Source organism: Anaerolineales bacterium, from assembly GCA_025808555.1.
In the GTDB taxonomy this organism is placed as follows: Bacteria; Chloroflexota; Anaerolineae; order Anaerolineales; family UBA11579; genus JAMCZK01.
This window is the reverse complement of record CP075526.1, coordinates 1,274,368-1,298,842: the sequence shown is the minus strand read 5'-3', so window position 1 is coordinate 1,298,842 and position 24,475 is coordinate 1,274,368. Positions and strand designations below refer to the sequence as shown.

The window sequence follows — 24,475 nt, the reverse complement described above, 5'->3', positions numbered from 1 at the left end:
TTTAGGAAGCCAGGAAGACCTTACGCGGCTGCCATTCCCCGTCTTTCACTTCAACAACAGCCACCAGTTCGCCTTGCTGGCTGACGGCGCGTGCCAAACCCGTGGCGCCTTCAGGCGCCGGGATGCGGATGCCATTGGTGACCTTCTTCAGCGCGTCTTCGTCCAGCTCGACCGCCGGCCAATCGGCCAAGGCCTCAGCCGCCGGGATGAGGAACTGCGCCCAGCTGCCTTGCTCAAAGGCCTCGCGCAGGCGGCGCAGCGAGACCGCATCCCGCAGGGTAAAGCGGCCGCTACGCGTGCGGCGCAAGCCAACGAGGTGGCCGCCTACGCCCAGCTCTTCGCCAATGTCGTGCGCCAGGGAGCGCACATAGGTGCCGGAGGAGCAATGCACATCCACCACCGCCTCGGGCAGCGCCCATTCCAGCAGGTCCAGACTGTGTACATGGATGATGCGCGGGGCAAGATCGACTTCTTCGCCGCGGCGCGCCATGTCATAGGCACGCTGACCCTGCACCTTGATGGCAGAGTAGGCTGGCGGCTTCTGCTCGATCTCGCCCACAAAGTGGGTCAGTAATTCGGTGAACTGCTCTTTCTCCACATTCACAGGCACTTCCGGGCCGCTGGGGGTTCCTTCAGCGTCGTAGGTGTCAGTGGAGCTGCCCAGGCGAATAGTGGCCTGGTAACGCTTGTCTTCGGCGGAAACAAACTCACTGAGACGCACCGCCGGCCCGATCAGCACCACCAACACGCCCGAGGCGCGCGGGTCCAAAGTGCCGGTGTGGCCGGCGCGGCGAATGCCGGTGCCGCGGCGGATGATCTGGACTACATCGTGCGAGGTGAGCCCGACAGGCTTGTCCACCACCAACACGCCGGAAACGAGATTGTTCACATCTTGATTCATAGTTCCCCTATCCCCAGTTTCTGAGTGATAGTCGTGCATATTAAAACGATGAATTCCTTTCTATGTTCTTTCTAACGTCATAGACGCTGATCAACTATAGGTATTTCGTCCCAACTTCTAATGCAAAGCGGCACGCGTGGCCGCCAGGACACGCTCATGCGCCTCAGCCAGGCTACCGTACACCACGGCGCCAGCGGCGGCCACATGGCCGCCCCCGCCGAATTGGGCGGCGATGCGCGCAACATCATGCCCGCCCTGGCTGCGCCAGCTGATCTTGACCTGGCCGTCGGCCTGCTCAACGAACAGCACGGTGATGGCGGCCCCTTCGATCATGGAGATGTTATTGATCAGCTCGGCGTCGTCATTGCCCGGGTAGCTCGCCGCTTTGCGGTCAGCCAGGGCCAGGCTACCCCACACCAGGCCGCCCTCCTGCTGCAGGCTGGTGAGCCCGGCACCCCAGTAACGCATGGCCTGGAACGAGCGGCGCAACAAGGCGCGCTCATACAGCGCCGGCAGATCTGCCCCCTTCTCCACCAGGTCCGCCGATAGGCGCAGGGCTTTGGGGGTCATGTTGGACGTGCGGAAGCCCATGGTATCGGTGAGAATGCCAGTAAGTAATGCATCCAGAACCGGCGGCGAGAATTCCAGGCCGAGTGTGGGGAAGTGTTCGGCCAGCAAGGCGCATGTGGCCACGGCCGCCGGGTCTACCAGGTTAAGTTCGCCAAAATTGGTGTTGCTGATGTGGTGGTCAATGTTGATGTCCACTTTTGGAAAGCCGCTCAGCGATTCGCCGCAGCGATCTTGCGTGGCCGCGTCCACCGTGACCACCAGGTCCACGGGCGCTACAGCGGAGCGAACCACCTCCGCCCAGCCGTGCAGATGCTTGAAGTCGGCCGGCACGCCATCGGCCAGCACCATCTGCACCTGCTTGCCCTGGGCCTGCAAAGCCAGGCCAAGGGCCAGTACCGATGAGACGGCATCGCCATCCGGGCGGACGTGGGAGGTTACCAATACGCGTTGCGCGGCCCGCAGGCGGGCAGCGGCTTGTTGCAATAGTTCAGTGTTCACGGCTTCTTGGCACCCGGTTTGGGTTTGCTCTCAGGTTGGTTTAGCTCAGAGATGATCTGCTCAATGCGTTGGGCACGCTCCGGCGTAGGGTCCCACACGAAGCGCAGGCGCGGAAAGGTGCGCAAGTCCAACTGACGGGCCAGTTCGCTGCGCAGGAAGCCGCTGGCATGCTTAAGGCCTGCCAGCACTTCCTTCTCGCGCTCCACGCCCTCCAGGGCAGACACGAAGATGCTGGCCACCGAGAGCTCGCGGTCCACATTCACATCGGTCACAAATATCCCCTGCAGGCGCGGGTCAGTCACGCGGAACAAGAGCAGCTCTGAGAGCAGCTCTTGCATCCGCTTGCCTATCCGTGCCGCCCGCGCCAGGGAAACCATACCCGCCTACCTATAGCTGCTACTGCGCGGCTACCAGCTCGCGCACGTAGCACTCGATGACGTCTTTTTCTTTGAAATCATCGAATTCCTTGAGATTGATACCGCACTCAAAGCCGGTCTTGACCTCTTTCACATCGTCCTTCTCGTGCTTGAGCGAGGTCAGCTCGCCCTCATAGACCAGCTTGCCTTCACGATAGACCCGCAAGAACGCGCCACGGCGCAGTTCACCTTCGGTGACGCGGCAGCCGGCGATCTTGCCAAAGCGGCTGATCTTGAAGACCTGCAGCACTTCAGCCTTGCCGATCACGCGCTCTTTGAGTTCAGGCTTGAGCATGCCCTTCAGCGCTTTCTCAACGTCTTCGGTCATGCGGTAGATGATGTCATACAGGCGGATGGATACGCCCTCTTTTTCAGCTTTGCGCTGCGCCGGGCCATCTGCCACTACGTTGAAGCCCATCACGATCGCCTTGGAGGCGGCCGCCAACTGGATATCGCTTTCGCTGATGTTGCCAGTGCCGGTGTGCAGCACATGCACACCGATCTCGCCCTCTTTGTCCTTGGACTTCATGGCTTCCAACGAGGAGACGATCGGCTCCAATGAGCCCTGCACGTCAGCCTTGACGATCAGGCGCAGTTCGCGCACATGGCCTGCCTGGAAGGCTTCGAACATGCTCTCCAGGGTCAGTGCGCCGGAGGGCGAGTTTTTCTCAGCCTTTTCCTTTTCGGCGCGCTCGGCCACGAGGTTGCGGGCTTCGCGCTCATTCTCCACCACGCGGAACGGCTCACCGGCCACGGGCACATCGTTCAGGCCCAGCACCGAAGCAGGCGTGGATGGGCCGGCCTCTTCGATCTTCTTGCCGGCAAAATCAAACATGGCGCGCAAGCGGCCATAGGCCGTGCCCACCACCACGGTATCGCCCATCTTGAGTGTGCCATTCTGCACCAGCAGCGTAGCGATCACGCCACGCGAGGGGTCGCGCTCGCCTTCGATCACGGTACCGATGACTTCACCAGCCGGGTTGGCCAGGATCTCAACATTGTCCGCCACCAGCAGGATGGCTTCCAGCAGATCTTCCAAACCGATCTTCTGTTTGGCCGATACCGGCACAACAATCGTGTCGCCCTCCCATTCGTCCGGGATCAGGCCGTTGTCGGCCAGTTGCTTTTTGACCAATTCAGGATTGGCGTTCGGGCGGTCCACCTTGGTCATGGCGACCACGATGGGCACGCGTGCCGCGCGCGCATGCGCCAGTGCTTCTTTGGTCTGCGGCATCACGCCGTCATCGGCGGCCACCACCAGGATGACTACGTCTGCGCCCTGGGCGCCGCGCGAGCGCATGGCGGTGAAGGCGGCATGGCCCGGGGTGTCCAGGAAGGTGATCAGGCGGTCTTTGTGCGATGCCTGGTATGCGCCAATATGTTGGGTAATGCCACCCGCCTCTTCGTTCACGACAGAGGTTTGGCGGATCGCATCCAGCAAGGTGGTCTTGCCGTGATCCACATGGCCCAGAATGGTCACCACCGGCGCACGCGGTTGAAGGTTTTTCTTATCCTCATTAGCGATCAGCTGGCGCCACAGGGGCACCTCGCCCACGGGCTTGCTTTCCAGCTCATCCACTTTCAGCAGGGTGGCTTCGTAGCCCATTTCGGCGGCCACAACAGCAGCGGTATCAAAATCGATGTGCTGGTTGATGTTGGCCATCACGCCGTTGGACATGAGGGTCTTGATGATCTGAATGGGGCTGGCTTCAATGGCTTCAGCCAACTCACGCACGGTGAGATTGGCGGGGAGCTCGATGGATTTGGCCTCGGTGGCTTTCACATTTTCTGCCATGTCTACATCTCCTTCTATCCATAAGAATTGCTTCCCCCGAAGCACATTCTACCAACTTGCTCAGTAGGCTGTTATATGCGCCCTCAAGGCGCATCTACAGCATTTATTTCTGCGGCAGCGCTTCAAAGAAGGCGGTCAACCGCTGCACATCGGCTTCGCTCAAGCTGGTGCGCAGCGCAGTCGCCAGGTTGTGGCGGATGCCGCGCTCCCAGCAGCTGCGTTGAGCATGCAAATAGGCGCCGCGCCCGGCCTGCTTGCCGGTTGGGTCTGCAAAGACCCCTTCCCCTGTGCGCACCAGGCGCACCAGCGTGCCCTTGGCTTCAGTTTCCCTGCAGGCTACGCAGCTGCGCTGGGGCACATGCCGGGTTCGCCCTGGTGCAGGCTTGGTTGGCTTAGCCATGCAAGTCCTATACAGTCCTTGCGAGTTAGTCTTGCTCCCATTCATCGCGCACATGCGGAATGGTGGTGTCCGTATCCGGATCGTAGTCCAGCTCGCGGAATTTCTTTTTCTTCTTTTTCTTCTTGTCGTCCTGTGCCGGCGTGCCAGGCTTGGCAGCTTTGGCGCCCAGCTTGGCGCTGCTCTTGGCAAAGATCTCTTCCAGAGATTGGCCGGGCGCGGGTCGCTCGCTCTGCATGGCGGCCAGCAGTTCTTCGTCTTCCTCAGAAAGCTGAACCGGGGCATCCGTCAATTCGGCTACCGGCGCAGTCTCTTCCACCGGCGCAGTCTCGACGACTTCGGGCTCCAGCTCAGGTTCGGCTTCCACCACGACCGGCTCGGCCTTGGGTGCGGGGGTCGGGAAGTCAAAGGTGTCGATCGCGCTCTGAATGGTCTTCAGGGTCTCGGGGCCAATGCCTTCCATGGCCAGCAGCACATCGCTGTCCAGCTTCAACTGAGTCATCAGCTCACCAATCGTGGAGTAGCCTTCACCGCTCAGTTTGATGGCCAGACTGGGAGCCAGACCCAGATCATCCAGCGGGATGTCAAAGGCGGTCTCCGGCAGCGAAGCTTCAACGTCAGCCCGCTTCTGGCGTTCAGCATCCAGAATGGCTTCACGCTGAGACTGTGCGCCGCTCTCGATGCGGTCCACAAAGCGGCCCAACAGGGTGTACTCCTCGGGCGTAAGTGGGCGCCCCTCGGCTTTCTTGGCCAGGGCGGTTTCCACCAGGGGCAGCTGCTCCGCCCATTCGGGGTTCTGCTCCAGGAAGGCGGCATCGGCTTGGGCCTTGGCCAGCGCATCCGAGGCAGCCTCGGGCAGGCTCTTGATGTCAATACGCCAGGCGGTCAGCTTGGCGGCCAGGCGGGCGTTCTGCCCGTCACGGCCGATCGCCAGACTCAGCTGGTCTTCGGGCACCACTACGGTTGCGGTCTTGCCGCCCCCGGTCTGCTCTTCAAGATACACACCGGTCACGCGGGCCGGGCTCAACGCCTTGGCAATGAATTGCGAAGGGTCAGAGCTCCATTCGATCACGTCGATCTTCTCGTCATGCAGCTCGCGCACAATGGCCTGGATGCGCACACCGCGCATGCCTACACAGGCGCCCACCGGGTCAATGCCGGCTTGCAGGGCGGAGACGGCCACCTTGGAGCGATAGCCGGGCTCGCGCGCAATCGAGCGGATCTCAACCAAGCCCTGATAGATCTCAGGCACTTCGTCTTCCAGCAGGCGGCGCAGAAAGTCTTTGTGAGCGCGGGTCAGGATGATCTCAGGCCCGCGGGTGGTGTCTTTCACTTCCAGCAGCAGGGCACGCACGCGGTCATGCACACGGAAGCGCTCACCCGGGATCTGCTGGCTGCGCGGCATCTTGCCTTCGGCCTTGCGGTCCAGACCGATCGTGATCATGTGCGGGTTGGCAGCCTGCACCACGCCGTTGACGATCTCGCCCTCCAGCGTGGAGAAGTGGTCCTTCTGCGCCAGGCGCTCGGCCTCGCGAATGCGCTGCTGGATCATCTGGCGGGCGGCCTGGGCGGCCACGCGGCCGAAGTCTTCGGGCGTGCTCTCGACCATGACGATGTCATCGAGCTGCGCTTCGGGATTTTCCTTATGAGCATCTTCCAGCGTCACTTCAGTGCGCTGATCCAACACCTCTTCGACGACCTCTTTTTCGGCGTAGATCTGCATCTCGCCGGTAGCCTCATTGATGCGCGCTTCGATCTGCTGCGCCGTGGAGGCATTGACCGTCTTGCGGTAGGCGGAGACGAGCGCAGCCTCCAGCGCGCCGATGATCACATCGCGCGGCAGCTGCTTGTCATCCAGAACTTCATTGAATGCCAGAGCAAATTCTTTCTTCATCCGTAAACTCCTGATATTGCAACCAATACTATATAAGCAAAAAAGTGGGGGTTGCCCACTTCCGTCGCCATTACTATGCGGTTACGAAGCTTGAGTATTCTAGCACCCGGATTTGGAAAAGGCAAGCGCGGTGGATAAGGAAACCGTGAGCTAGAGAGGCTTGCCCATGCGCCAGCCGGGCTCATGCAGATGGCGCTGCTGGCCGTCATGGTCAAGGAAGCTCCAGTAGCCCGTGACCCGGTGCAGTTCACTGTAGCCGTGGCGCAGATACAGGCGCATGGCGTCCGGGTTGTCCTCGGCCACGTTCAGAGCCACCCAGCTGAAGCCGCGCGCCCGCAGGTCAGCCTCGGCGTGCTGCAGCAGCCCGCTGCCCAGGCCGCGGTTGCGGTGCTCCGGCCGCACACGGAACGAGTGAATGAAGGCCCGCTGGCGGCCATCTGCGGTCTGCGGATCGTTCTCCGCATTCAGCAGCACGAACAGCTGGCCCACCAGCTCGCCGTCAGCCGCCTGCACGCCCCATAGCATGGCATTGCCTACCTGGGCGCGCTCAAACGCCAGGGCATATACCCGCCGGAAGTGAGCGAACTCGCCGTCCCACTCCAGCGCGGGCGCATCCACCGCCTGCAACGGGCGGATGCTGTAGCCCGCCGGCAGGGCGATCTGCTGGGTCTCAGCGTTGCTCACGCTCCACCCTCTCCAACAATGTGATCGCTCAGCAGTCTATCCAGCAAGGCACCCTCCTGCTGGCGCGTCTTGACCTTGCCATCCAGCCAGGCGGCGCGCAGCTGGTAGAGGATGTATTTGTAGGCAGGGCCGGGCTTGAGGCCACGTTGCATCAGTTGCTCGCCGCGGGTATACCCCTGAACATGCCGCCACTGGCGCGCATAGCGCAGCAAACGGCTGCGGAATTTGCCCGCCGGCTGCAGCAAATACACCGCATAGACCGCAAGCAGCGGCAAAGCATCCAAATGATGCGTGAAGGCGCTGTTTGGCAGGGCCTCGTACTTCCGGGCGGCCTGGCGCAACCCGGCCGCGGCGCTCGCCACCGCCGCCAGGTTGGCGTTGAAGCGCAAACGCTGCGCGGCAGCTGTCGCAACGACGGGCAGCATCTGCGCGAACCACAGCACAAACCCCAACGGCACCGGAGTGGTGCTGAAGCCCCACTCCGGCCCAGGCAGCCTGGCGCGCGCCAACCCAGCGGCAATGCGGGCATCAAAGCGCATTTGCGTGCCAGTGGCGCGCAGCACTCCATAACGCTGCAGCGAGTGCAGGATGGCCGCCCGCTGCGGCTCCAACAAGGTCAGCTCCAGCTCACTATAGATGCGCTCACCCGATACACGATCCAGCGTACCCACGCTCGCGCGCAGTTGCTGCAGCGTCTTGCGCTCGAGCTTAAAACCCAGCCGGCCGCTGAAGCGCAACGCACGGAATATGCGCGTGGGGTCATCTATGAATGACTGGTCATGCAGCACGCGGATGACGCCGGCGCGCAGATCAGTCAGGCCGCCCCATGCATCCAGAATGACGCCCGCCTGCGCGCCGTCAAGCCGCAGCGCCAGGGTGTTGATGGTGAAATCACGCCGGAACTGGTCATCGGCAATGTGCGAGAACTGCACCGCAGGCAAGGCGCCGGGCCGCGCATAGCTTTCGCGCCGCGCCGATATCAGGTCCACAAATTCAGGCAGCCCGCGGCCAGGCGCCAGGCGCCACACCGCCGTGCCAAATGCTTTGTGCGGCAACAATTCGCCGCCCAAGGCACGCTGCAGGCTGCGCCCAAAAGCGATGGCGTCGCCCTCCACCACCAGGTCCAGATCCAGGCTGGGCCGGCCCAGCAGCAGGTCGCGCACATAGCCGCCCACTACATAGAGCGGCAGCTTGCGCGCCTCCGCCGCTGCCGCCACCTGGCGCAGCAGCCGGCGGCTGGCTGGCGGCAACGGCGCCAGGGCGCGCGCCAAGGGCAGGCGAGGCGCGTCTGCTTGTAACTGGTTCAGCAATCGAACAGGTTTGGACACCAAATAATGATAGTGGAAAGCGGGCTACTTCGTAAGCAGGAAGCGGAAAGCGACCCGCCCAATGTGCACAATGTCGCCGTCCTGCAGGCGGCTGCCTTCAAGCGAAACGGGCGCATAGTTGACCCAGGTGCCGGCGTGCGAGCCCATGTCTGCAATGTGGAATTCGCCCATCTCGTCCTGCGTGATACGCGAGTGCTGCTTATCCACCGAGGGTTCAGACAATATCAGCGTGCAGGTCGGGCCGGAACCGACCGTGATCTCAGCCAGGCTCAGCGGCAACACCTGGGCCGGCTGGGCCGGGTCTTGCATGGCCAGCCGCTGCAGGGTGGCCGGGACCACAGGCTCCTCTTCTGGCTCATCCTGCAAATGCGGTACTTCATCCATACCCAGCGGCGAGTCGCGCAGGGGGTCCACCACGGGGCGCGGCACGCTGCGGCTGCGCCGGTCTCGCCTGAAGATGTGGTTAAGCCGCACCGGGTCCAGCCGCCCGGAGAGCACCATCACCAAAAAGAAGGCGCCAGCCGCGATGAGCACCACCGAGAACGCCAGCGTGGAGCCCGCCCGCGAGAGCAATGCCTGGAACCAGGTGGCGGGCGCCTGCACGCTGATCTCCACCGGGAAGTCGATACTTTCGCCGATCAGGCCCAGCTCGTCCTCCACCTCGGCTCGCAGGAAGATCTGCTGGCTTTGCGTATACGGCTTGAGGTCCCAGGCAAAGTGGGTGAACGGAGCGGTGGTGTTCTCCGCCACGATCTCATCATTGACGTACAGGGTGCTGCGCACCAGATTACGCTGAAAGCCATCCGGGAACTCGACCAGCAGCTCGATCGGCTGGCTGAACGGTGAAAGCAGCTGCGGGTCGATCGCCGCCGGGCCGCGCGCAATTTGTGCGGGCGGGCTCACCAGAATAGGATTGGGCGGCTGGATCGCCAGTGTGATGGTGAACGGCTGCGAGGTCAGGCCGTCCGCCTGGGCCTGCATGACCAGCTCGTGTTCGCCGCTGCGGCGCAGCTGTGAATAGTATTGGAAGAAATACGCGTTGCGCAACGGCGCGAAGAATGGCTCCGGAGAGTCGAGCGCCTCTGCGCCCGAGAATTGCAGCCGCTGCCCGGCCGAGTTTTCAGCCATGCCCAGCAGCAATTGCGAAGCCTCGTTTTCGAACAAAGACGGCGAATCCACCTGCCAGATGACCAACGGCACGCCCAGCGCATCCAACTGGGCCATCAGATCCGGCGCGGCCGCCTCAATATCCGCCAGGCGCGGCGTGCTGGTCACCCACCAGATGGCGGTGTTGGCGTCATCTTGGGCCGGCTGGGCCGCAATCGCCAGCGCGTTCGAGAGCGCCTGCAGATCAGGGAACAGTGTGCCAGCCGGCACCTGCAGTCCATCCAGGGCGGCCTGCCATTCGCTGACGATCCCATTGTTCACCAATGTACCTTCGGGGGTCACCAGGGTCAGCAAGGTATCGCTGGTGGAGGAGAGGGTGCTGGCCCAATCGCCAATGGCCTGTTTGATATAGTCAAAACGTGGTGTCCCCTGACCATCCCGAATGCCGAAGGGCTCGGCCGGGGTCACAACCATGATCACGCGCAAACCGATCTGCACATTGCGCAGTTGCTGGATCGGCTGGGCCACCCCATCCTCCAGCATTTGCAGCTGTTCGGCCGCCAGGTCAGTGATGCGCGCCCCGCTGGCATCCTGCGCGTCAAAATATCCCGTGATAGCGGGGAAGGCGTCGGTCTGTACTGAACGGAGTGTGATGCGCGCCCCGGTCTGCGCCGCGGCGTTGAAGGGCACCGCCGCCAGCAGCAGGGTCAGCGCAATGAGAATGCGCTTCACTTGCGGCATTCTAACCCGAGCTTTGCGCCCGCAATGTGTGTACGCGATTAAGGCAGCCGCCATGCCTCCGGCGGCTACAATCTGTGCAGTCATGGCCGCCCGCAGCCCCGCAACCATCTTCAAAGCCTTGTGGCAGCTAGGCCCGCGCGCCCTGGCGCAGTACGGGCTGTATGCGCTGCAGCTGCGCAGCGGTTGGCTGCGTGCCCAAACCCCGCCGGGTGGGCGGCCGCAGCCCAGCGGGCCGCTCGTACGCCTCCTGCAGCCGGCCCAGCCGGCCGCGCTGCGCAAGCTGCTCGGCCAGCAGGCCAAAGCCGTGCTGGCCGAGGCGGACGCAGTGCTTCGCAACCGAGTACGCCTGTTTGGCGGTGAACCGCGCCCGCTCAAGGTCAAGCTCAGCGGTGTGCTCAAGCACTGGAGCGCCTACACCCGTGCCATGCCAGACGGCAGCGACATCAAGCTGGTCTGGGAGGTGGGCCGTCTGGGCTGGGCCACTTTGTTGGCACGCGCTTATTGGCTGAGCGGTGAAGAACGCTACGCCGAGGGGTTATGGCGGCGCGTAGAGCATTTTGTCCGCCACAACCCCCCAAATCTTGGCCCACACTGGTCATCAGCCCAGGAAGTGGCGTTGCGCCTGATCTCGCTCAGTTTCAGCTACATCCTGATATCCCAAGCCAAGGCCAGCACGCCAGAGCGAGCAGCCTGGCTCAGCCAGGCTTTGGCCGGCCACGCCGAGCGCATCCCGCCCAGCCTCAGCTATGCTCGTGCACAGAACAACAATCACCTGCTGAGCGAAGCGGTGGGCTTATGGACTGCCGGGCTGATGCTGCCCCAGCACCCCAAGGCCAGCGCGTGGCGCGCCACAGGGCGCGCCAACTTTATAGAAGGCATCCGCCACCAGGTGGCGGCAGATGGCGCCTACAGCCAGCACAGCGCCAATTATCAGCGCCTGATGTTGCAACTCGCCGTCTGGGCCATGCAGCTGGCGGCTGCCGAAGGCCAGCCGCTGCCCGGCCACACGTTGACATCGCTGCGCGCCGCCTGCACCTGGCTGTTCGGCCTGCTAGACGAAGACAGTGGCCAGGCCGCCAACCTCGGTCCCAATGACGGCGCGTACATCCTGCCGTTCAGCGTGCTGGCCTTCCACGACTACCGCCCCGCGCTACAAGCCGCCGCTGCGGCGCTAAACTTGCCTGGCCTGCAACCTGGCGCGTGGGATGAGCTGCGCCTCTGGCTTGGCTTGCAAGGCAAGCTGAAGACAGTCAGCAAACGAGCAGGCAAAGCAAAAGCTCCACTGCGATTGGATAACAGAGATTCATGGGCCTATCTGCGCGCCGCCCATTTTGACGGTCGCCCCGGCCATGCCGACCAGTTGCATCTCGACCTGTGGTGGCGTGGCTTCAACATTGCGCAGGATGCGGGTACGTACTTATATAACGCGCCCAACCCATGGAACAACGCCCTGGCGGGCACGGAAGTCCACAACACGCTCATGCTCGACGATGCCGAGCAAATGAGCCGCGCCGGCCGCTTCCTATGGCTGGACTGGGCCCAGGCCACCGTGCTACAGCACAGCCCGCAGCGCGCCGTGGCACAGCACAACGGCTACCGCCGCCGCTGCCTGACCCACCGCCGCAGCGTGCAAGCAAGCAAGCACGAATGGATAGTGAAGGACGAAGTGCTGGGCGATGTTACAAACCATCGCGCTCGGCTGCACTGGCTGCTGCCAGACTGGCCCTGGCGCGTGGCTGGCGATACGCTGCATCTACGCAGCCCCCAAGGCCGCATCAGCATCCAGGTGGCGGGTCACGCGTTGAGCCTGCTGCGCGCCGGAAAGCGCGTGTATGGCACAGCCGCCGCCAGCCCCACCGCGGGCTGGATCTCGCCTACCTATGCCAGCAAGCAACCTGCATTAGCATTGGTCGTCGAGCTGGAAGGTGACGCCTTGCAAGCCGTCACCACCCGCTTCGTGTTTCCAAAATGAGCAAATCTCTTCACATTCTGCTGGTGCACCAGGCTTTTGTGGCCCTGGATGAAGCGGGCGGCACGCGCCATTATGAATTTGCGCGCTATCTGGCCCAGCACGGCCACCGCGTGACCGTGATCGCCAGCCAGACCAGCTACCTCACCGGCACAGACGCCAACAAAGGCATTGAGATCACCGCCTTTGACGGCGGCGGCAGTCTGAATATTTTGCGCGTGCGTACTCTGCCAGGCTTGCATCGCAGCTTCGCCCGCCGCATCCTCAACTTCTTCAGCTTCACGTGGAACGCTTTCTGGGCCGGTCTGCGCGTCAAGGACGTGGACGTGGTGTGGGGCACCACCCCGCCCATCTTCCAGGCGGCCGGCGCCTGGGCGCTGGCGCGCCTCAAGCGCGCTCCGCTCATGCTGGAGGTGCGCGACCTGTGGCCGGCTTTCGCCATCGCCGTGGGCGTGCTGCATAATCCTCTACTGATCGCCGCTTCCGAATGGCTGGAGCGTCTTCTTTACCGCGGCGCACACACTGTGCTGCTCAACTCGCCCGGTTTCACAGCCCATGTGCAGGCCCGCGGCGCACGCCGCGTGCGCCTGGTGCCCAACGGCGCCGATGCGGCCATGTTCGACCCGCAGGCAGATGGCGCGGCCTTCCGCGCCCAGCACGCCCTGCAGGGCAAGTTCGTCGCTCTCTACGCCGGTGCGCACGGCCTCTCAAATGATCTCGGCGTGCTGCTGCAAGCCGCCGAGCAGCTTCGGGCTCACGAAAACATCCAGCTGGTGCTGGTGGGTGATGGCAAAGACAAGTCCGCCTTGCAGGCACAGGCCGCTGCGATGCAGCTGCCCAACGTGCGCTTCATCCCGCCGCTGGCCAAAGAGGACATGGCAACCGCCCTGGCCGCCGCGGATGTGTGTATCGCCATCCTGAAGCCGCTTCCGCTGTACGCCACTGTGTACCCCAACAAGGTCTTCGATTACCTGGCCGCCGGCCGCGCCGTAGCCCTGGCCATTGATGGCGTGATCCGCCAGGTGGTGGCGGATGCCAACGCTGGCGTCTTTGTGCCGCCGGGCGACCCGCAGGCCATGGCCGCTACGCTGTTGCACCTTTCCACGCAGCCGGAGCAAGGGCGCGCCATGGGTGCGGCCGGCCGCGCCTTTCTTGAAGCGCACTTCAACCGCCCACAACTGGCCTCCCAGTTGGAAGCCATGCTGCTGGAAATGGTTGCCACCCAAGGACAGTAAAATTCCGCTTAGTCGATGGCAAAAAAGAGCAAGACCCTCAATCTGGAAGAAGGCGAACTGCGCCGCATGCTGCTGGATCGCCGTGCCGCGGATCGCAAGCGCCGCGTCGATGCCTTCAGTCAGTCAGGTGAACTGCTGCCGCTGGACGCCGAGGATACCGAAGGCGTTGACGTCGAGCCGCTGGCGGGTACGCGCATCCACGCCGACCCCGACCTACGTCTCGCCCAACCCAAGAACAAGCGCTCCCGCCTTTGGGCCGAGCGCGCCCTGCTGGCGGTCGAGCTGTTGGCGGTCGTCGGCCTCGGTTTTATCTTCATCAATGGCCTTGATCTGCTTGGCCAGCTCAACAGCGAGATCAGCAGCAACTTTGCCGGCGGCACCGCCAGCCCCGCACCGCTGTTAGGCCCGGTGGTGTTGCCTTCCGGCCACACCGCCCCCAGTGCCAACAACCCGGCCGCCCCCAACGAAGCCGAAATTCCTGACCACTTGCGCCCGCTGCTGCAAGCCTACACCGCCGCGCTGGTGATGCCCACGCCTGGCCCTGAGCAGGCCATGTCCATCAGCATTCCTGCCATCGGAGTCAACGCCCCTGTGGTGCAGGGCGATGACTGGGAGGCGCTCAAGCGCGGCGTGGGCCAGCACATTGGCAGCGCCAACCCCGGCCAGAACGGCAATCTCGTCCTCAGCGGCCACAACGACATCTACGGCGAGGTCTTTCGCCATCTCGACCAACTGCAGCCGGGCGACGAGATCATCGTACACACGGCCCAGAACAGCTACACCTACACCGTGACCGACCAGCTCTTCGTGGCGCCTACCTTTGTGCAGGTCATGTTCCCCACGCCGGATGCCACCCTGACCCTGATCAGCTGCTTCCCGTACCGCATCAACACCCAGCGCATCATCATCCAGGGCGAACTGACCCGCATTTCTGACGCGGGCTAGTATTCGCCATTCCACGGAGACGCATTGCCAAAGTTCAACGCCGCCCTGATCTATCGTCTCATCTACATTGCCTTCGGCTTCAGCACCATGGTGATGTACACCACCTACGTGGTCTACCGGGTCGAGGTGGCGGGACTGGATGCCCTGCAGCTGGTGCTGCTGGGCACCGCCCTGGAAGTCAGTATCTTTCTATTCGAAGTCCCAACCGGCGTCGTAGCGGATGTTTATAGCCGCCGCTTATCCATCATCATCGGCATATTCCTGTTCGGCATCGGCCACGCCATCGAAGGCCTGGTCCCCGTGTTCAGCATCATCCTGCTCTCCCAGGTCGTCTGGGGTTTCGGGCACACCTTCATCAGTGGAGCGCTGGATGCCTGGATCACGGATGAGGTCGGGGCCAAGAAAGTAGGCCCTGTCATCATCTCTGGCAACCAGTTGGATATTCTCGGCAGTCTGGCGGGCATCCCTATCGGTGTATGGACCGCTGAGCATTTCGGCCTCTCGTTCCCCTACTTCCTTGGCGGCGGTGTAATGGTCGCGCTGGGCATCTTTCTCATCTTCGCCATGCCCGAGCGCGGCTTCAAGCCCGTGCCCGCCAAAGAGCGCCAGGGTTGGCGCACGATGTTAAAAACTTTCAACGCCGGTCTGCAGGCCGCCCGGCGCAGCGCCGCCCTCATGGTCTTTGCCGTAGCGGCCTTGTTCGTAGGTTTGTACAGCGAAGCCTGGGATCGCCTGGCCCAGCCTTATCTGCTGCAGGTCTTCAGCTTCCCGGCGCTGGGCTCGCTGCAGCTCAGCAATGTTCAGTGGTTCGGCGTGCTCAACGTCATCTTCCTGTTGGTCGGCCTGTTGGCCAACCAGATCGCCAAGCGCGCCGTGGATACCACCCGCGGTCCGGCCGTGGCGCGCGGCTTGCAGCTGCTGTACGCCGGCATGGTGCTCGCCATGCTGCTGTTCTCGCTCACCGGCAGCTTCGCCGTGGCCCTCGTGGCCATGGTGGCCTTCAACGGCCTGCGCCGGGTCACCTTCCCGCTCACGCGCACCTGGATCAACCAGCAGATCCCCGCCAAGTCCCGCGCCACGGTGCTCTCCATGGCCGGCCAGATCGATGCCCTAGGCGAGCTGGGCGGAGGGCCGATCCTCGGCAGCGTGGGCCGCATGTACTCCATGCGCGCCGCGCTGGTCACCTCGGCCCTGGTGCTCACCCCGGTCGTGGCGCTGTTCCAACGCATCATCAATATGACCCAGGCCGTCGCCCGACCCAAAAACAAGAGCCGCTGACGCGGCTCTTGTTTTTTTTATGTCTGGAGTGCTCAGCTTACGGGGTGTACCAGCGTGCCCGCCAATCACCCGAGCCTGCCTCAGGCTCAAAGAAGTCAGCGTTGATGTGCACCATGTGTAGGAACAGCTGGCCCGGCTTCAGCGGGAACGGCGTGCCATCGGCATACTCGAAGCGGATCGGGCGCGTGCGGCCGGTCTCCTTCTCGTAGTCGCCGTTCACCGTCGACCAGTTCAGGTCGCACACCATACCGTCACGCAGCAGCTTGGCGCGGCCGCTGCGGCTCTCCATGTGCACGTCAATGATCGTGCCTGCCGCGTTGAGCTCCTCGTGCTCCACAAAGAACACGATCACATTCTCAAACGCCTGCGGTTCGCCAGTCAGGGCTTCGGTGCTCACCTCCTGCACGTCCGGCGCAAGATACGTGTTCTGGTGGCGGATGTAGGCGCCAGACGCCTCGTCATAGCTCCAGTAGGTCTGGTTGTTGATGTTGTAGAACATCGTCAGCGAGTTGGCCGGCACGCAGCCGTCCGGCGGGTTGGCGTCGAACAGGTTGCCGGTCAGGTTGGGCGGGCCGTAGATGCTTATGTTGTTGGCGGCCACTTCCTGCAGCTTGGTCACGTCAATGCCCGCCGCGCCGATGTCGTTGGCGTCATTGTTGGCCGCTTGGGCACACACCTGGATCTGCGCCAGCACGGTGGGATCAGCCCCGGCGATCACGGTGCAGCCCTCAAAGTAGCCGCGCATCACCTCGTACACCAGGCGGCCGGAGCGTACGCCTTCGATGATGATAGAGTGGCGCAGGCCGGCGTCAATGTCCAGCTTCTCGCTGGCCCCTTCGGCCAGGGTGAAGCCGTCCGTCAGGCCAGTGGAGGGGTTGGGGTCACTGTCCACATCATCCGCCGCCAGGTTGGCGCTAACAAAGTAGAAGGTTTGCAAATGGGTGGGGATGGTGAAACGCACCTGGTACGTGAAGCCGTACTGCGGCTCAACCACAAAGGAGTAGCGGCCCGCGCCGTCGGTCGTCGTGCTCGCCACCACCTGGCTGCTCAGGATCAACTCCACGCCGATGCCCGGCACACCCGGCTCGCCCGCGTCCTGCTGGGCATTGCCGTTAAGGTCATACCAGGCGACATCGCCGATGAGGAACTCACCGTCGCCCACTTCCGGCTGGCTGTCGCCAGCCTGGTCACCCAGGGTCGCATCCAGATCGATCTCGGGATAGCAGCCGTAGAACTGCGCATACAGACGCGTGTCGCCGTCGCCGATCCACCACTCGCTCACCCAGGCCGCCCACTGCAGACCAGTGGCCGGCCGGGTAGCCGCGGGCGGGAACTGCGAGATGGAGATGCCCACGACGCCCCAATCCACTGCGGCCGGCTCGCACAGCGGCTGGCCTGTCAGCGGGTTGTAGCCCGCCGGGAACTCGTCTGGCCCCATGCTTGTAGGCCCAGAAGCCACAAAGCCTGCGTCGAGCACGGCGCCCTCCGCATCCAGCGTGTGCAGGGCAGTCTGGCCGCTTAGTTGGCCAACATCGCTGTCAATGCTGTCATCGTCCCCTGTGTCCATCTGAGTGATCTCATAACCCTCTGGCGGGAAAAAGGCCAGTTGATAATTACTCTCGGTCACAACATCATCCAGAATGTATTCGCCGTCTGGGCCAGTGTGTTTCTCGTCCATTGCGTCGCCGTCGGAATTCAGCAACTGCACCAAGACACCTTCCAGCCCTGGCTCACCATCGTCCTGCAAGCCATTGGCATTCTCGTCGAGCCAGCTGCGGCCAGTGATAGCCGCTCGAGCCGGGCCTTCTTCCACCATGGGCTCCACTTCCGTCCCAGTCTCCAAAAGCACTAGGCCGGCATCGATCGTCTCATCCACGGAAGATAGGCTAAGCGTGCGGGTGCGCCCCGTGCCGGGCTCAACATCGCTATCGAGGGCCGGGTCATCGCCCTGAAGGGGCTCCGTAAAGGTGTAGCCTTCTGGCAGTTCGAAGGCAACATAAAAAACGCCGCCCGACGACTGCACCGACAGGGCGTAGCCGCCATCCGCGTCGCTGACCGCGCTGGTTAGCGCCTCTCCATCTGCAGAATGCAGGGTAATCTCAACGCCAGCAACCCCCGGCTCGCCGGAATCCTGAATGCCGTTGCCGTTCTCATCCAACCAAACCAGGTTTCCAGCGCCTACACAGCCAGCCAAAATTACTGAACACAATGCAATTACTATGAATTGCAATCTAACATTCTTCATAGCAGCCTCCTGCTTGCAAAAATTGTATACGCAAACGCCTTTCAATCAAAATGAGCGGCGTAAAAAGTGGGCCAAAAGCGGGCGGTATAATGAAACGCGGAGCAATAAATGACAACTGATTTCTTTGATACTCGCAGCACCCTCACTGTTGGCCCTAAAACATATACCTTCTATAGCTTAAGAAAACTTGAGGAAGCCAGCCTGACCAAGCTGGACAGGCTGCCCTTCTCCATGCGCATCATGCTGGAGGCTGCCCTGCGCGGCTGCAACAACGTAGACATCCTGGAGCAGGATGTGCGCAACCTGGCCGCCTGGCAGCCCAGCGTCGAGCAGCGCGGCGCCATGCCCTTCAAGCCGGCCCGCGTGCTGTTGCAAGACTTCACCGGCGTGCCCACCATCGTAGACCTGGCCGCCATGCGTGACGCCGTCGCCAAGCTGGGCGGCGACCCCAAGAAGATCAACCCTCAAGTGCCCGTTGACCTGGTGATCGACCACTCCGTCCAGGTGGACTTCTTCGCCAGCGCCGATGCCCTGCAGCGCAACGCCGAGATCGAGTTCATGCGCAACCGCGAGCGCTACGAGTTCCTGCACTGGGGCCAGCAAGCCTTCGATAACTTCCGTGTGGTGCCCCCCGCCACCGGCATTGTGCACCAGGTCAATCTGGAGTTCCTCGCCCATGTGGTGATGACCCGCCAGGTCGGCGACGACGTTCTCGCCTTCCCGGACACCCTGGTCGGCACAGATTCGCACTCCACCATGATCAACGGCCTTGGCGTGGTCGGCTGGGGCGTGGGCGGCATCGAAGCCGAGGCCGCCATGCTGGGCCGCGCCATCGATATGCTCACGCCTGACGTGCTGGGTTTCAAACTGCACGGCAAGCTGCGCGAAGGCGTGACCCCCACCGACCTGACCCTGACCATTACCCAGATGCTGCGCAAGAAGGGCGCGGTGGACAAGTTCATTGAGTTCTACGGCCACGGACTCGACACGCTCAGCCTGGCTGACCGCGCCATGATCGCCAACATGACCCCAGAGAACGGCGGCACCATCACCTTCTTCCCGGTGGATGCCGAGACCCTGCGTTACCTGCGCGCCAGCGCCCGCACCGAGGAGCAAATCGCTCTCGTTGAGGCATACTGCCGCGAGCAGAACCTGTTCCGCGACGCCAATACGCCTGAGCCTGAATTTACCGACACGCTCGAGCTGGACCTCGACTCGGTGGAACCCAGCCTGGCTGGCCCCAAGCGCCCGCAGGACCGCGTCAGTTTGGAGAACATGCGCACCGAGTTCCATAAGGCGCTGCAAGCCCCTAAGACCGAGCGCGGCTTTGCCCTGCCCGCCGAGCGAATGGCCGACAAAGTGACTTTCGGCAGCAACGGCTCTCGCACCGAAATGGGTCACGGCGCGCTGGTCATCGCAGCCATCACTTCCTGTACCAATACCAGCAACCCTTCTGTCATGCTCGGCGCCGGCCTGCTGGCCAAAAAAGCCGTCGAGCGCGGCCTCAAGGTCAAACCCTACGTCAAGACCAGCCTGGCACCTGGCTCCCGCGTCGTGACCGAATACCTTGAGAAGGCTCAACTGATGGAACCGCTGGCCGAACTGGGCTTCAACCTGGTCGGCTACGGCTGCACCACCTGCATCGGCAACAGCGGCCCGCTGGCCGGCGAAGTGGTCAAGGCCATCACCGGCGGCGAGCTGGTCACTGCCGCCGTGCTCTCCGGCAACCGCAACTTCGAGGGTCGTATCCACCCCTACGCCCTCGCCAACTATCTCGCATCCCCGCCGCTGGTAGTGGCCTATGCCCTGGCCGGCACGGTGGATATTGACCTGACCAACGAGCCGCTGGGCATTGGCAAGAACAATGAGCCGGTCTATCTGAAGGACATCTGGCCCACCCAGCAGGAAGTCCGTGAGGCCGTTGAAACCAACGTGACCCCGGAGATGTTTGCCGAGCGCTACTCCAACGTGTTCACCGGCAACGACACCTGGAACGCTATCCAGGCCGGCAGCAGCGAGCTGTTCGACTGGAAGGCAGACTCCACCTACATCCACCAGCCGCCCTTCTTTGAAGGGCTCACCATGCAGCCCCAGCCTATCAGCGATGTGTTGGACGCTCGCGTCCTGGTCAGCTTGGGCGACTCTGTCACCACGGACCATATCTCGCCGGCAGGCTCCATCCCGGCCGACAGCGCCGCCGGCAAGTTCCTGCTCGAGAACGGCGTCACCGTCCCCAACTTCAACTCCTACGGCTCACGTCGCGGCAACGACCTGGTACTGACCCGCGGCACCTTCGCCAATATCCGTCTCAAGAACCTGATGCTGGACGGCGTGGAGGGTGGCTACACCCTGCACCTACCCGATGGCGAGCAGATGAGCATCTACGATGCCTCCCAGAAGTACAAGGCGGATGGCACACCGCTGATCGTGCTGGCCGGCAAGGAATACGGTTCCGGCTCCAGCCGTGACTGGGCCGCCAAAGGCCCCCTGCTGCTGGGCGTCAAGGCCGTCATCGCCGAATCCTTCGAGCGCATCCACCGCAGCAACCTGGTGGGCATGGGCGTGCTGCCCCTTCAGTTCAAGGGTGGCCAAAACCGCGAGACCCTCGGCCTCACCGGCCGCGAGCGCTTCTCGCTGACCGGTATTGAAGGCATGTACGGCCCCGCCGCTGACATCAACGTGGTAGCGGTGGACGAGAACGGCAAGGAGACAGCCTTCACCGTCAAGAGCCGCCTCGACACCCCGCTCGACCTTGAAGTCTACAAGCAGGGCGGCATCCTCCAAACCGTCCTGCGCGAACTGGCCAGGAACTAAGCTGCCACCCACAAAGCACAAAAAAGCCCGCCGAAACGGCGGGCTTTTTCTTGTTCATCTGTCATTGCGAGGACGTGAGGCGGCGCAGCCGCCGAGCAACGAAGCAATCTGGTTGGGCGTCTACCTAATGTAACAATGTGCATCCCGAGCGTAGCGAGGGATCCTCGCTGCCACATAGATAAAACCAGCCAAGCATAGAAGACATGCCAGCAAGGATCCTCACGCTGGCCAGGGTTCGGCGACCTGGTGTGGAATGTAAAACCCGCTCAGGATGACACGAGTGGTGTCTAGGGCGGCCATTCTTTCGTCATTTGCGAGGACGTGAGGCGGCCAGCCGCGCAGCGACGAAGCAATCTGGTTTGCGTCATCCAACAAAAAAGAGCCCGCCAATGGCGGGCTCTTTTTGATCTCGCACTCATGCCTACATCGGCACTTGCTCTTCCTTCAGGTGCATACGCCCATCCGGGCCGGGCTCATAGCTCATCTTGCCCTGCGGCACATGCGGGTCAATTTCCAGGTCGCCGCTATCCATCGCATCCCAGAAGAGCTGGAAGGGCAACTTACCCTCCTGCCACTTCTCGATCATCACCAGGCCGTGGCCCGGCAGCACCGTAAAGGCGATCTTGCGCGGGTCGCTGGGGTTCAGCAGGATCTCAGAGCGGCTGAAAGCGCCCTTGATGCCCTTGGCCTGCGCCTCGGTAGCGCACGACACCAGGTAATGATAGTAGGGAGCATCCAGCGGCACGTATTCCACCAGGTCTGGGTTGAACGCCTTCACACCGCGGTGGCCGTGCAGCTTGGAGCGCGATACCGGCACCTGCGCCTTGACCGCGCCAGCGGCCACTTCGATCCAGGGCAGCGGGCCGTCCAGGTCCATCATTTCCACCGCCTCAGAAGACGGTTTGTCATTGCGTTTGCCGTCCACATGACGCACCTGGGCGCCAGCGCCGTCCGGGCGCACGCCCACGATCAGCGCCAGGTCATCATCGGTAATGTTGCCTTTGTCTACCGGGCGGGCGCTGCCGGTGATGGTCGCCACCAGGCCTTGCACACGCGGGTCCCAGGTGCCAAAGCAGCCTTCGCTGTATTGGCTGGCGATCGAGTCATTCACCGCCGGCACAGACACCAGGTCTTCGATCCGCACCATTTCGGTAAAGAAGTTGCGCTTGCCCAGCTCCTGGCCGGCGCGGCGCATTGCCTCGGGGGTGCTCATCGCCTGCCACTCCTCGGCGGTCACCTTGGGCTCCATTATCTGGTGATTGGTGATCTCATGCGTGCTTTCAGTCGTCACCATGCGCAGGGCAATATCGGTATAAAAGCTGTCGGCGGTGGTGTTGATTGAGGCCGGAAAGGCGCCCACCAGGTCAAAATGGTAGACCCGCTCCGGGTGCTCATCGCCCACGGTCAGCAGCACGCGGATGCTCTTGGCCTGGGCCTGCAGCAAACGCAGCAGCGACATGATCGGGCCGCCGCGCAAGCCCTGTTCCATCAGCACTCGCGGCGATTCGGGCGAGAGGCCCTCAAACTCAAAATCCTTCGGGTCGGGCGGCTGCTTAGCCAGGGCCGAGCGGAAATGATCGATCTTTTCCTTGAACTCCTGCTCGGTCATATGGATCATGGTGTAAACCACCGGCGATTCCTTCAGCCCGAACTGGCGGCGCGCCATGAACATGAACGCCTTGCGCCAGGATATCGGGTCGCCGTACTGGGCCGTGGTCAGGATCACGTCCGTGCTGTCGGCGGGCGTCTCAACCACCTTGTGGCCCAGCTGGCGGAACTTGTCCAGCAGGCCGTCAGCCAGCTCTTCGATCGCCGAAGATACCGGGGTATCGCCGGGCACAAAGCTGACTTCGATCTGGCGCAACCACGAGTGCACCGGGTTGGCCACTTTTAGGGCTTCTTGGGGTATATCCATCGCTTCAACCTCTACAATTTGAGGGATTTTTATGCTGCAGGCAGCATTGCTGCTCCGCAGCGTGTTTCCTGCGCCAGGTAATGGCGCTGTGCGATAATAATCGCAAAGCAATTATCACACACAGTACAGGGTTTAACACGGAAATTCCTATGAAGATACTGGTAACCAATGATGATGGCATCACCCATCCCGGCCTTCTGGCCCTGGTGAACGCCGTAAAACCCCTGGGAGAAGTGACCGTACTCGCCCCAGACCGCAACTGGAGCGCCTCCGGCCACGTCAAGACCCTCCACCGCCCCCTGCGGGTCAAGCCCACCCAGCTGCCTGACGGCACTCCCGCCCATATGAGCGACGGGGCACCTTCAGATTGTATTGCCCTGGCTCTGCTGGGCTACTTCGACCACTCGTTTGACCTGGTGGTCTCCGGCATCAACCCCTACGCCAACATTGGCGACGATGTCACCTACTCCGGGACCGTCACCGCCGCCATGGAAGCCGCCATCGGCGGCCTGCCGGGCGTGGCCTTCTCGCTCGATTCGCCCATTGGCCTCAACAGCCAGCGAGATTTCAGCGCCGCCGCCGCCATTTGCCAGCGCGTCGCCATGCGCGTGGCAGCCGGCGGCCTGCCGCGCCACACCCTGCTCAATGTCAACATTCCCTACCTGGCGCTCGAGCAGATCAAAGGCATGCAGGTCACCCGCCTGGGGCTGCGCGTCTATCGCGATGAGCTGGTACGCCGCACTGACCCGCAGCACAACCCGTATTACTGGATCGGCGGCGAGGCGCCTACCGGCCAGCCGGATGAAGGCACCGAGGTGGGCGCATTGCAAGCCGGCTACGTCTCGATAACGCCGCTGCAAATGGATATGACCGCCTACAATCTGCTGCCCGAGCTCGCCACCTGGCAGTGGTAGCTCTGGCTTGACATCCGCACCCAGTCTGTCCTTAGTCTATGTTGCTGTGGTATCTCATCCGCATGCAACACACCCAGCACGCTGTCAAGGACATTGATGAGAATGACTAAAGCGCTCCCCCCGCCGCAGATCATTCTCATCTTCCATATTGATAAATGATTAACAATGTCGCAAAACCTTTGGGTGCTAAAATCGTAGTTAAGTGCACAGATTGTGCATCTAAGGAGAGAACGATAAGACAATGGACGTTTTGAGCGGTATCTTTTCTGCTTTTGGCCTTTCAGCCAGCGCGGGATTGAACGCCTACATCCCGCTGTTGGTCGTTTCCCTGCTGGGGCGTTACACCTCACTCATTGAGCTGAACTCCCCCTGGGACACGCTGACCAACGGCTGGATCATCGGCCTGCTGGTGGCCCTCTCTGCGATCGAATTCTTCGCAGACAAGGCCCCAATCGTCAACCACCTGAACGACGCCATCCAGACCTTTGTGCGGCCGGCAGCCGGCGCCATCGCCTTCGCCGCCAGCACCCAGGTCATTGATGGCATCAACCCGGTGGTGGCCCTGGCCGCCGGCCTGCTGATCGCCGGCACGGTGCACGTGGCCAAGGCTGGCGTCATGCGCCCGGCCGTCACTGGAGTAAGCGGCGGCACGGCCAATGTGGCCGTCGGCCTGGTGGAGGATGTGGCGGCCATCTCGGTATCCCTGATCGCCGTGCTCATCCCCCTGATCATTGGTATAGTCTTTATCCCATTGCTGGCTCTGGTGATCTGGATGCTGTGGCGCCGCGCCAACCGCAATGCGGTACAACCAACCACTAGCTAAAGTAAG

At 62.5% G+C, this 24,475-nt stretch carries 18 protein-coding genes; 7 read left to right on the top strand and 11 right to left on the bottom strand.

Annotated features, from left to right (window positions below):
- Nucleotide 1: 1 nt before the first annotated feature.
- The 9 genes from truB to KIT08_06660 all read right to left on the bottom strand — a co-directional run bounded on the left by truB (nucleotide 2) and on the right by KIT08_06660 (nucleotide 10,322).
- Complete coding sequence (gene truB, locus KIT08_06700; GenBank protein ID UYN88788.1) at nucleotides 2–901, bottom strand: tRNA pseudouridine(55) synthase TruB; 900 nt, start codon at nucleotides 899–901, stop codon at nucleotides 2–4.
- A 117-nt stretch (nucleotides 902–1,018) separates the two neighbouring features.
- Nucleotides 1,019–1,969, bottom strand: coding sequence for a DHH family phosphoesterase (locus KIT08_06695; protein UYN88787.1), 951 nt, complete (start codon nucleotides 1,967–1,969; stop codon nucleotides 1,019–1,021).
- Nucleotides 1,966–2,346, bottom strand: a complete 381-nt coding sequence (gene rbfA, locus KIT08_06690) for a 30S ribosome-binding factor RbfA (protein ID UYN88786.1) — start codon at nucleotides 2,344–2,346, stop codon at nucleotides 1,966–1,968. Before rbfA ends, KIT08_06695 begins: the two co-directional genes overlap by 4 nt.
- Before the next feature lie 19 nt (nucleotides 2,347–2,365).
- On the bottom strand, nucleotides 2,366–4,180 hold the full coding sequence (gene infB / locus KIT08_06685) for a translation initiation factor IF-2 (GenBank protein UYN88785.1): 1,815 nt from the start codon (nucleotides 4,178–4,180) through the stop codon (nucleotides 2,366–2,368).
- A gap of 103 nt (nucleotides 4,181–4,283) precedes the next feature.
- Entirely contained in the window at nucleotides 4,284–4,580 is a 297-nt protein-coding gene (locus KIT08_06680; GenBank protein UYN88784.1) for a YlxR family protein, read from the bottom strand.
- A gap of 25 nt (nucleotides 4,581–4,605) precedes the next feature.
- A complete protein-coding gene (gene nusA / locus KIT08_06675) occupies nucleotides 4,606–6,471 on the bottom strand; it encodes a transcription termination/antitermination protein NusA (GenBank protein ID UYN88783.1) in 1,866 nt (621 codons plus the stop codon).
- A 150-nt stretch (nucleotides 6,472–6,621) separates the two neighbouring features.
- Nucleotides 6,622–7,155 (bottom strand): GNAT family N-acetyltransferase, encoded by a 534-nt coding sequence (locus KIT08_06670; protein UYN88782.1) that lies wholly within the window; start codon nucleotides 7,153–7,155, stop codon nucleotides 6,622–6,624.
- Nucleotides 7,152–8,483 (bottom strand): CCA tRNA nucleotidyltransferase, encoded by a 1,332-nt coding sequence (locus KIT08_06665; GenBank protein UYN88781.1) that lies wholly within the window; start codon nucleotides 8,481–8,483, stop codon nucleotides 7,152–7,154. Before KIT08_06665 ends, KIT08_06670 begins: the two co-directional genes overlap by 4 nt.
- A gap of 24 nt (nucleotides 8,484–8,507) precedes the next feature.
- The gene (locus tag KIT08_06660) at nucleotides 8,508–10,322 is read right to left on the bottom strand and encodes an FHA domain-containing protein (protein ID UYN88780.1); all 1,815 of its coding nucleotides are present in this window, start codon (nucleotides 10,320–10,322) and stop codon (nucleotides 8,508–8,510) included.
- Between the two features lie 91 nt (nucleotides 10,323–10,413).
- On the opposite strand from KIT08_06660, the gene KIT08_06655 reads away from it, so the two are divergent.
- From KIT08_06655 to KIT08_06640, 4 genes are read left to right on the top strand one after another with little or no spacing between them, the layout of a single operon-like run.
- The gene (locus tag KIT08_06655) at nucleotides 10,414–12,303 is read left to right on the top strand and encodes an alginate lyase family protein (protein UYN88779.1); all 1,890 of its coding nucleotides are present in this window, start codon (nucleotides 10,414–10,416) and stop codon (nucleotides 12,301–12,303) included.
- On the top strand, nucleotides 12,300–13,535 hold the full coding sequence (locus KIT08_06650; GenBank protein UYN88778.1) for a glycosyltransferase family 4 protein: 1,236 nt from the start codon (nucleotides 12,300–12,302) through the stop codon (nucleotides 13,533–13,535). The genes KIT08_06655 and KIT08_06650 overlap by 4 nt, the downstream gene beginning before the upstream one ends.
- 15 nt (nucleotides 13,536–13,550) lie before the next feature.
- Nucleotides 13,551–14,480, top strand: a complete 930-nt coding sequence (locus KIT08_06645; GenBank protein UYN88777.1) for a class D sortase — start codon at nucleotides 13,551–13,553, stop codon at nucleotides 14,478–14,480.
- Between the two features lie 24 nt (nucleotides 14,481–14,504).
- Nucleotides 14,505–15,758 (top strand): MFS transporter, encoded by a 1,254-nt coding sequence (locus KIT08_06640; protein ID UYN88776.1) that lies wholly within the window; start codon nucleotides 14,505–14,507, stop codon nucleotides 15,756–15,758.
- A gap of 37 nt (nucleotides 15,759–15,795) precedes the next feature.
- On the opposite strand, the gene KIT08_06635 is transcribed toward KIT08_06640, so the two are convergent.
- Nucleotides 15,796–18,003 carry a DUF3048 C-terminal domain-containing protein gene (locus tag KIT08_06635; protein ID UYN88775.1) on the bottom strand — a complete coding sequence of 736 codons (2,208 nt, stop codon included), beginning with the start codon at nucleotides 18,001–18,003 and terminating at the stop codon, nucleotides 15,796–15,798.
- Between the two features lie 108 nt (nucleotides 18,004–18,111).
- On the opposite strand from KIT08_06635, the gene acnA reads away from it, so the two are divergent.
- The gene (gene acnA, locus KIT08_06630; protein UYN88774.1) at nucleotides 18,112–20,817 is read left to right on the top strand and encodes an aconitate hydratase AcnA; all 2,706 of its coding nucleotides are present in this window, start codon (nucleotides 18,112–18,114) and stop codon (nucleotides 20,815–20,817) included.
- A gap of 421 nt (nucleotides 20,818–21,238) precedes the next feature.
- Here acnA and KIT08_06625 read toward each other — a convergent pair whose 3' ends face one another.
- The gene (locus KIT08_06625) at nucleotides 21,239–22,732 is read right to left on the bottom strand and encodes a hypothetical protein (GenBank protein ID UYN88773.1); all 1,494 of its coding nucleotides are present in this window, start codon (nucleotides 22,730–22,732) and stop codon (nucleotides 21,239–21,241) included.
- Between the two features lie 149 nt (nucleotides 22,733–22,881).
- Between KIT08_06625 and surE the strand changes: the two genes are divergently transcribed.
- Together surE and KIT08_06615 are read left to right on the top strand one after the other, a co-directional pair.
- Nucleotides 22,882–23,646 carry a 5'/3'-nucleotidase SurE gene (gene surE / locus KIT08_06620; protein UYN88772.1) on the top strand — a complete coding sequence of 255 codons (765 nt, stop codon included), beginning with the start codon at nucleotides 22,882–22,884 and terminating at the stop codon, nucleotides 23,644–23,646.
- Between the two features lie 241 nt (nucleotides 23,647–23,887).
- Nucleotides 23,888–24,469, top strand: a complete 582-nt coding sequence (locus KIT08_06615) for a DUF4126 domain-containing protein (GenBank protein ID UYN88771.1) — start codon at nucleotides 23,888–23,890, stop codon at nucleotides 24,467–24,469.
- Nucleotides 24,470–24,475 lie beyond the last annotated feature (6 nt).

Coding starts and splice junctions, on each gene's coding strand:
- truB (UYN88788.1), bottom strand. CDS start 901: ATGAATCAAGATGTGAACAATCTCGTTTCCGGCGTGTTGGTGGTGGAC.
- rbfA (UYN88786.1), bottom strand. CDS start 2,346: ATGGTTTCCCTGGCGCGGGCGGCACGGATAGGCAAGCGGATGCAAGAG.
- infB (UYN88785.1), bottom strand. CDS start 4,180: ATGGCAGAAAATGTGAAAGCCACCGAGGCCAAATCCATCGAGCTCCCC.
- KIT08_06680 (UYN88784.1), bottom strand. CDS start 4,580: ATGGCTAAGCCAACCAAGCCTGCACCAGGGCGAACCCGGCATGTGCCC.
- nusA (UYN88783.1), bottom strand. CDS start 6,471: ATGAAGAAAGAATTTGCTCTGGCATTCAATGAAGTTCTGGATGACAAG.
- KIT08_06655 (UYN88779.1), top strand. CDS start 10,414: ATGGCCGCCCGCAGCCCCGCAACCATCTTCAAAGCCTTGTGGCAGCTA.
- KIT08_06650 (UYN88778.1), top strand. CDS start 12,300: ATGAGCAAATCTCTTCACATTCTGCTGGTGCACCAGGCTTTTGTGGCC.
- KIT08_06645 (UYN88777.1), top strand. CDS start 13,551: ATGGCAAAAAAGAGCAAGACCCTCAATCTGGAAGAAGGCGAACTGCGC.
- KIT08_06635 (UYN88775.1), bottom strand. CDS start 18,003: ATGAAGAATGTTAGATTGCAATTCATAGTAATTGCATTGTGTTCAGTA.
- acnA (UYN88774.1), top strand. CDS start 18,112: ATGACAACTGATTTCTTTGATACTCGCAGCACCCTCACTGTTGGCCCT.
- KIT08_06625 (UYN88773.1), bottom strand. CDS start 22,732: ATGGATATACCCCAAGAAGCCCTAAAAGTGGCCAACCCGGTGCACTCG.
- surE (UYN88772.1), top strand. CDS start 22,882: ATGAAGATACTGGTAACCAATGATGATGGCATCACCCATCCCGGCCTT.
- KIT08_06615 (UYN88771.1), top strand. CDS start 23,888: ATGGACGTTTTGAGCGGTATCTTTTCTGCTTTTGGCCTTTCAGCCAGC.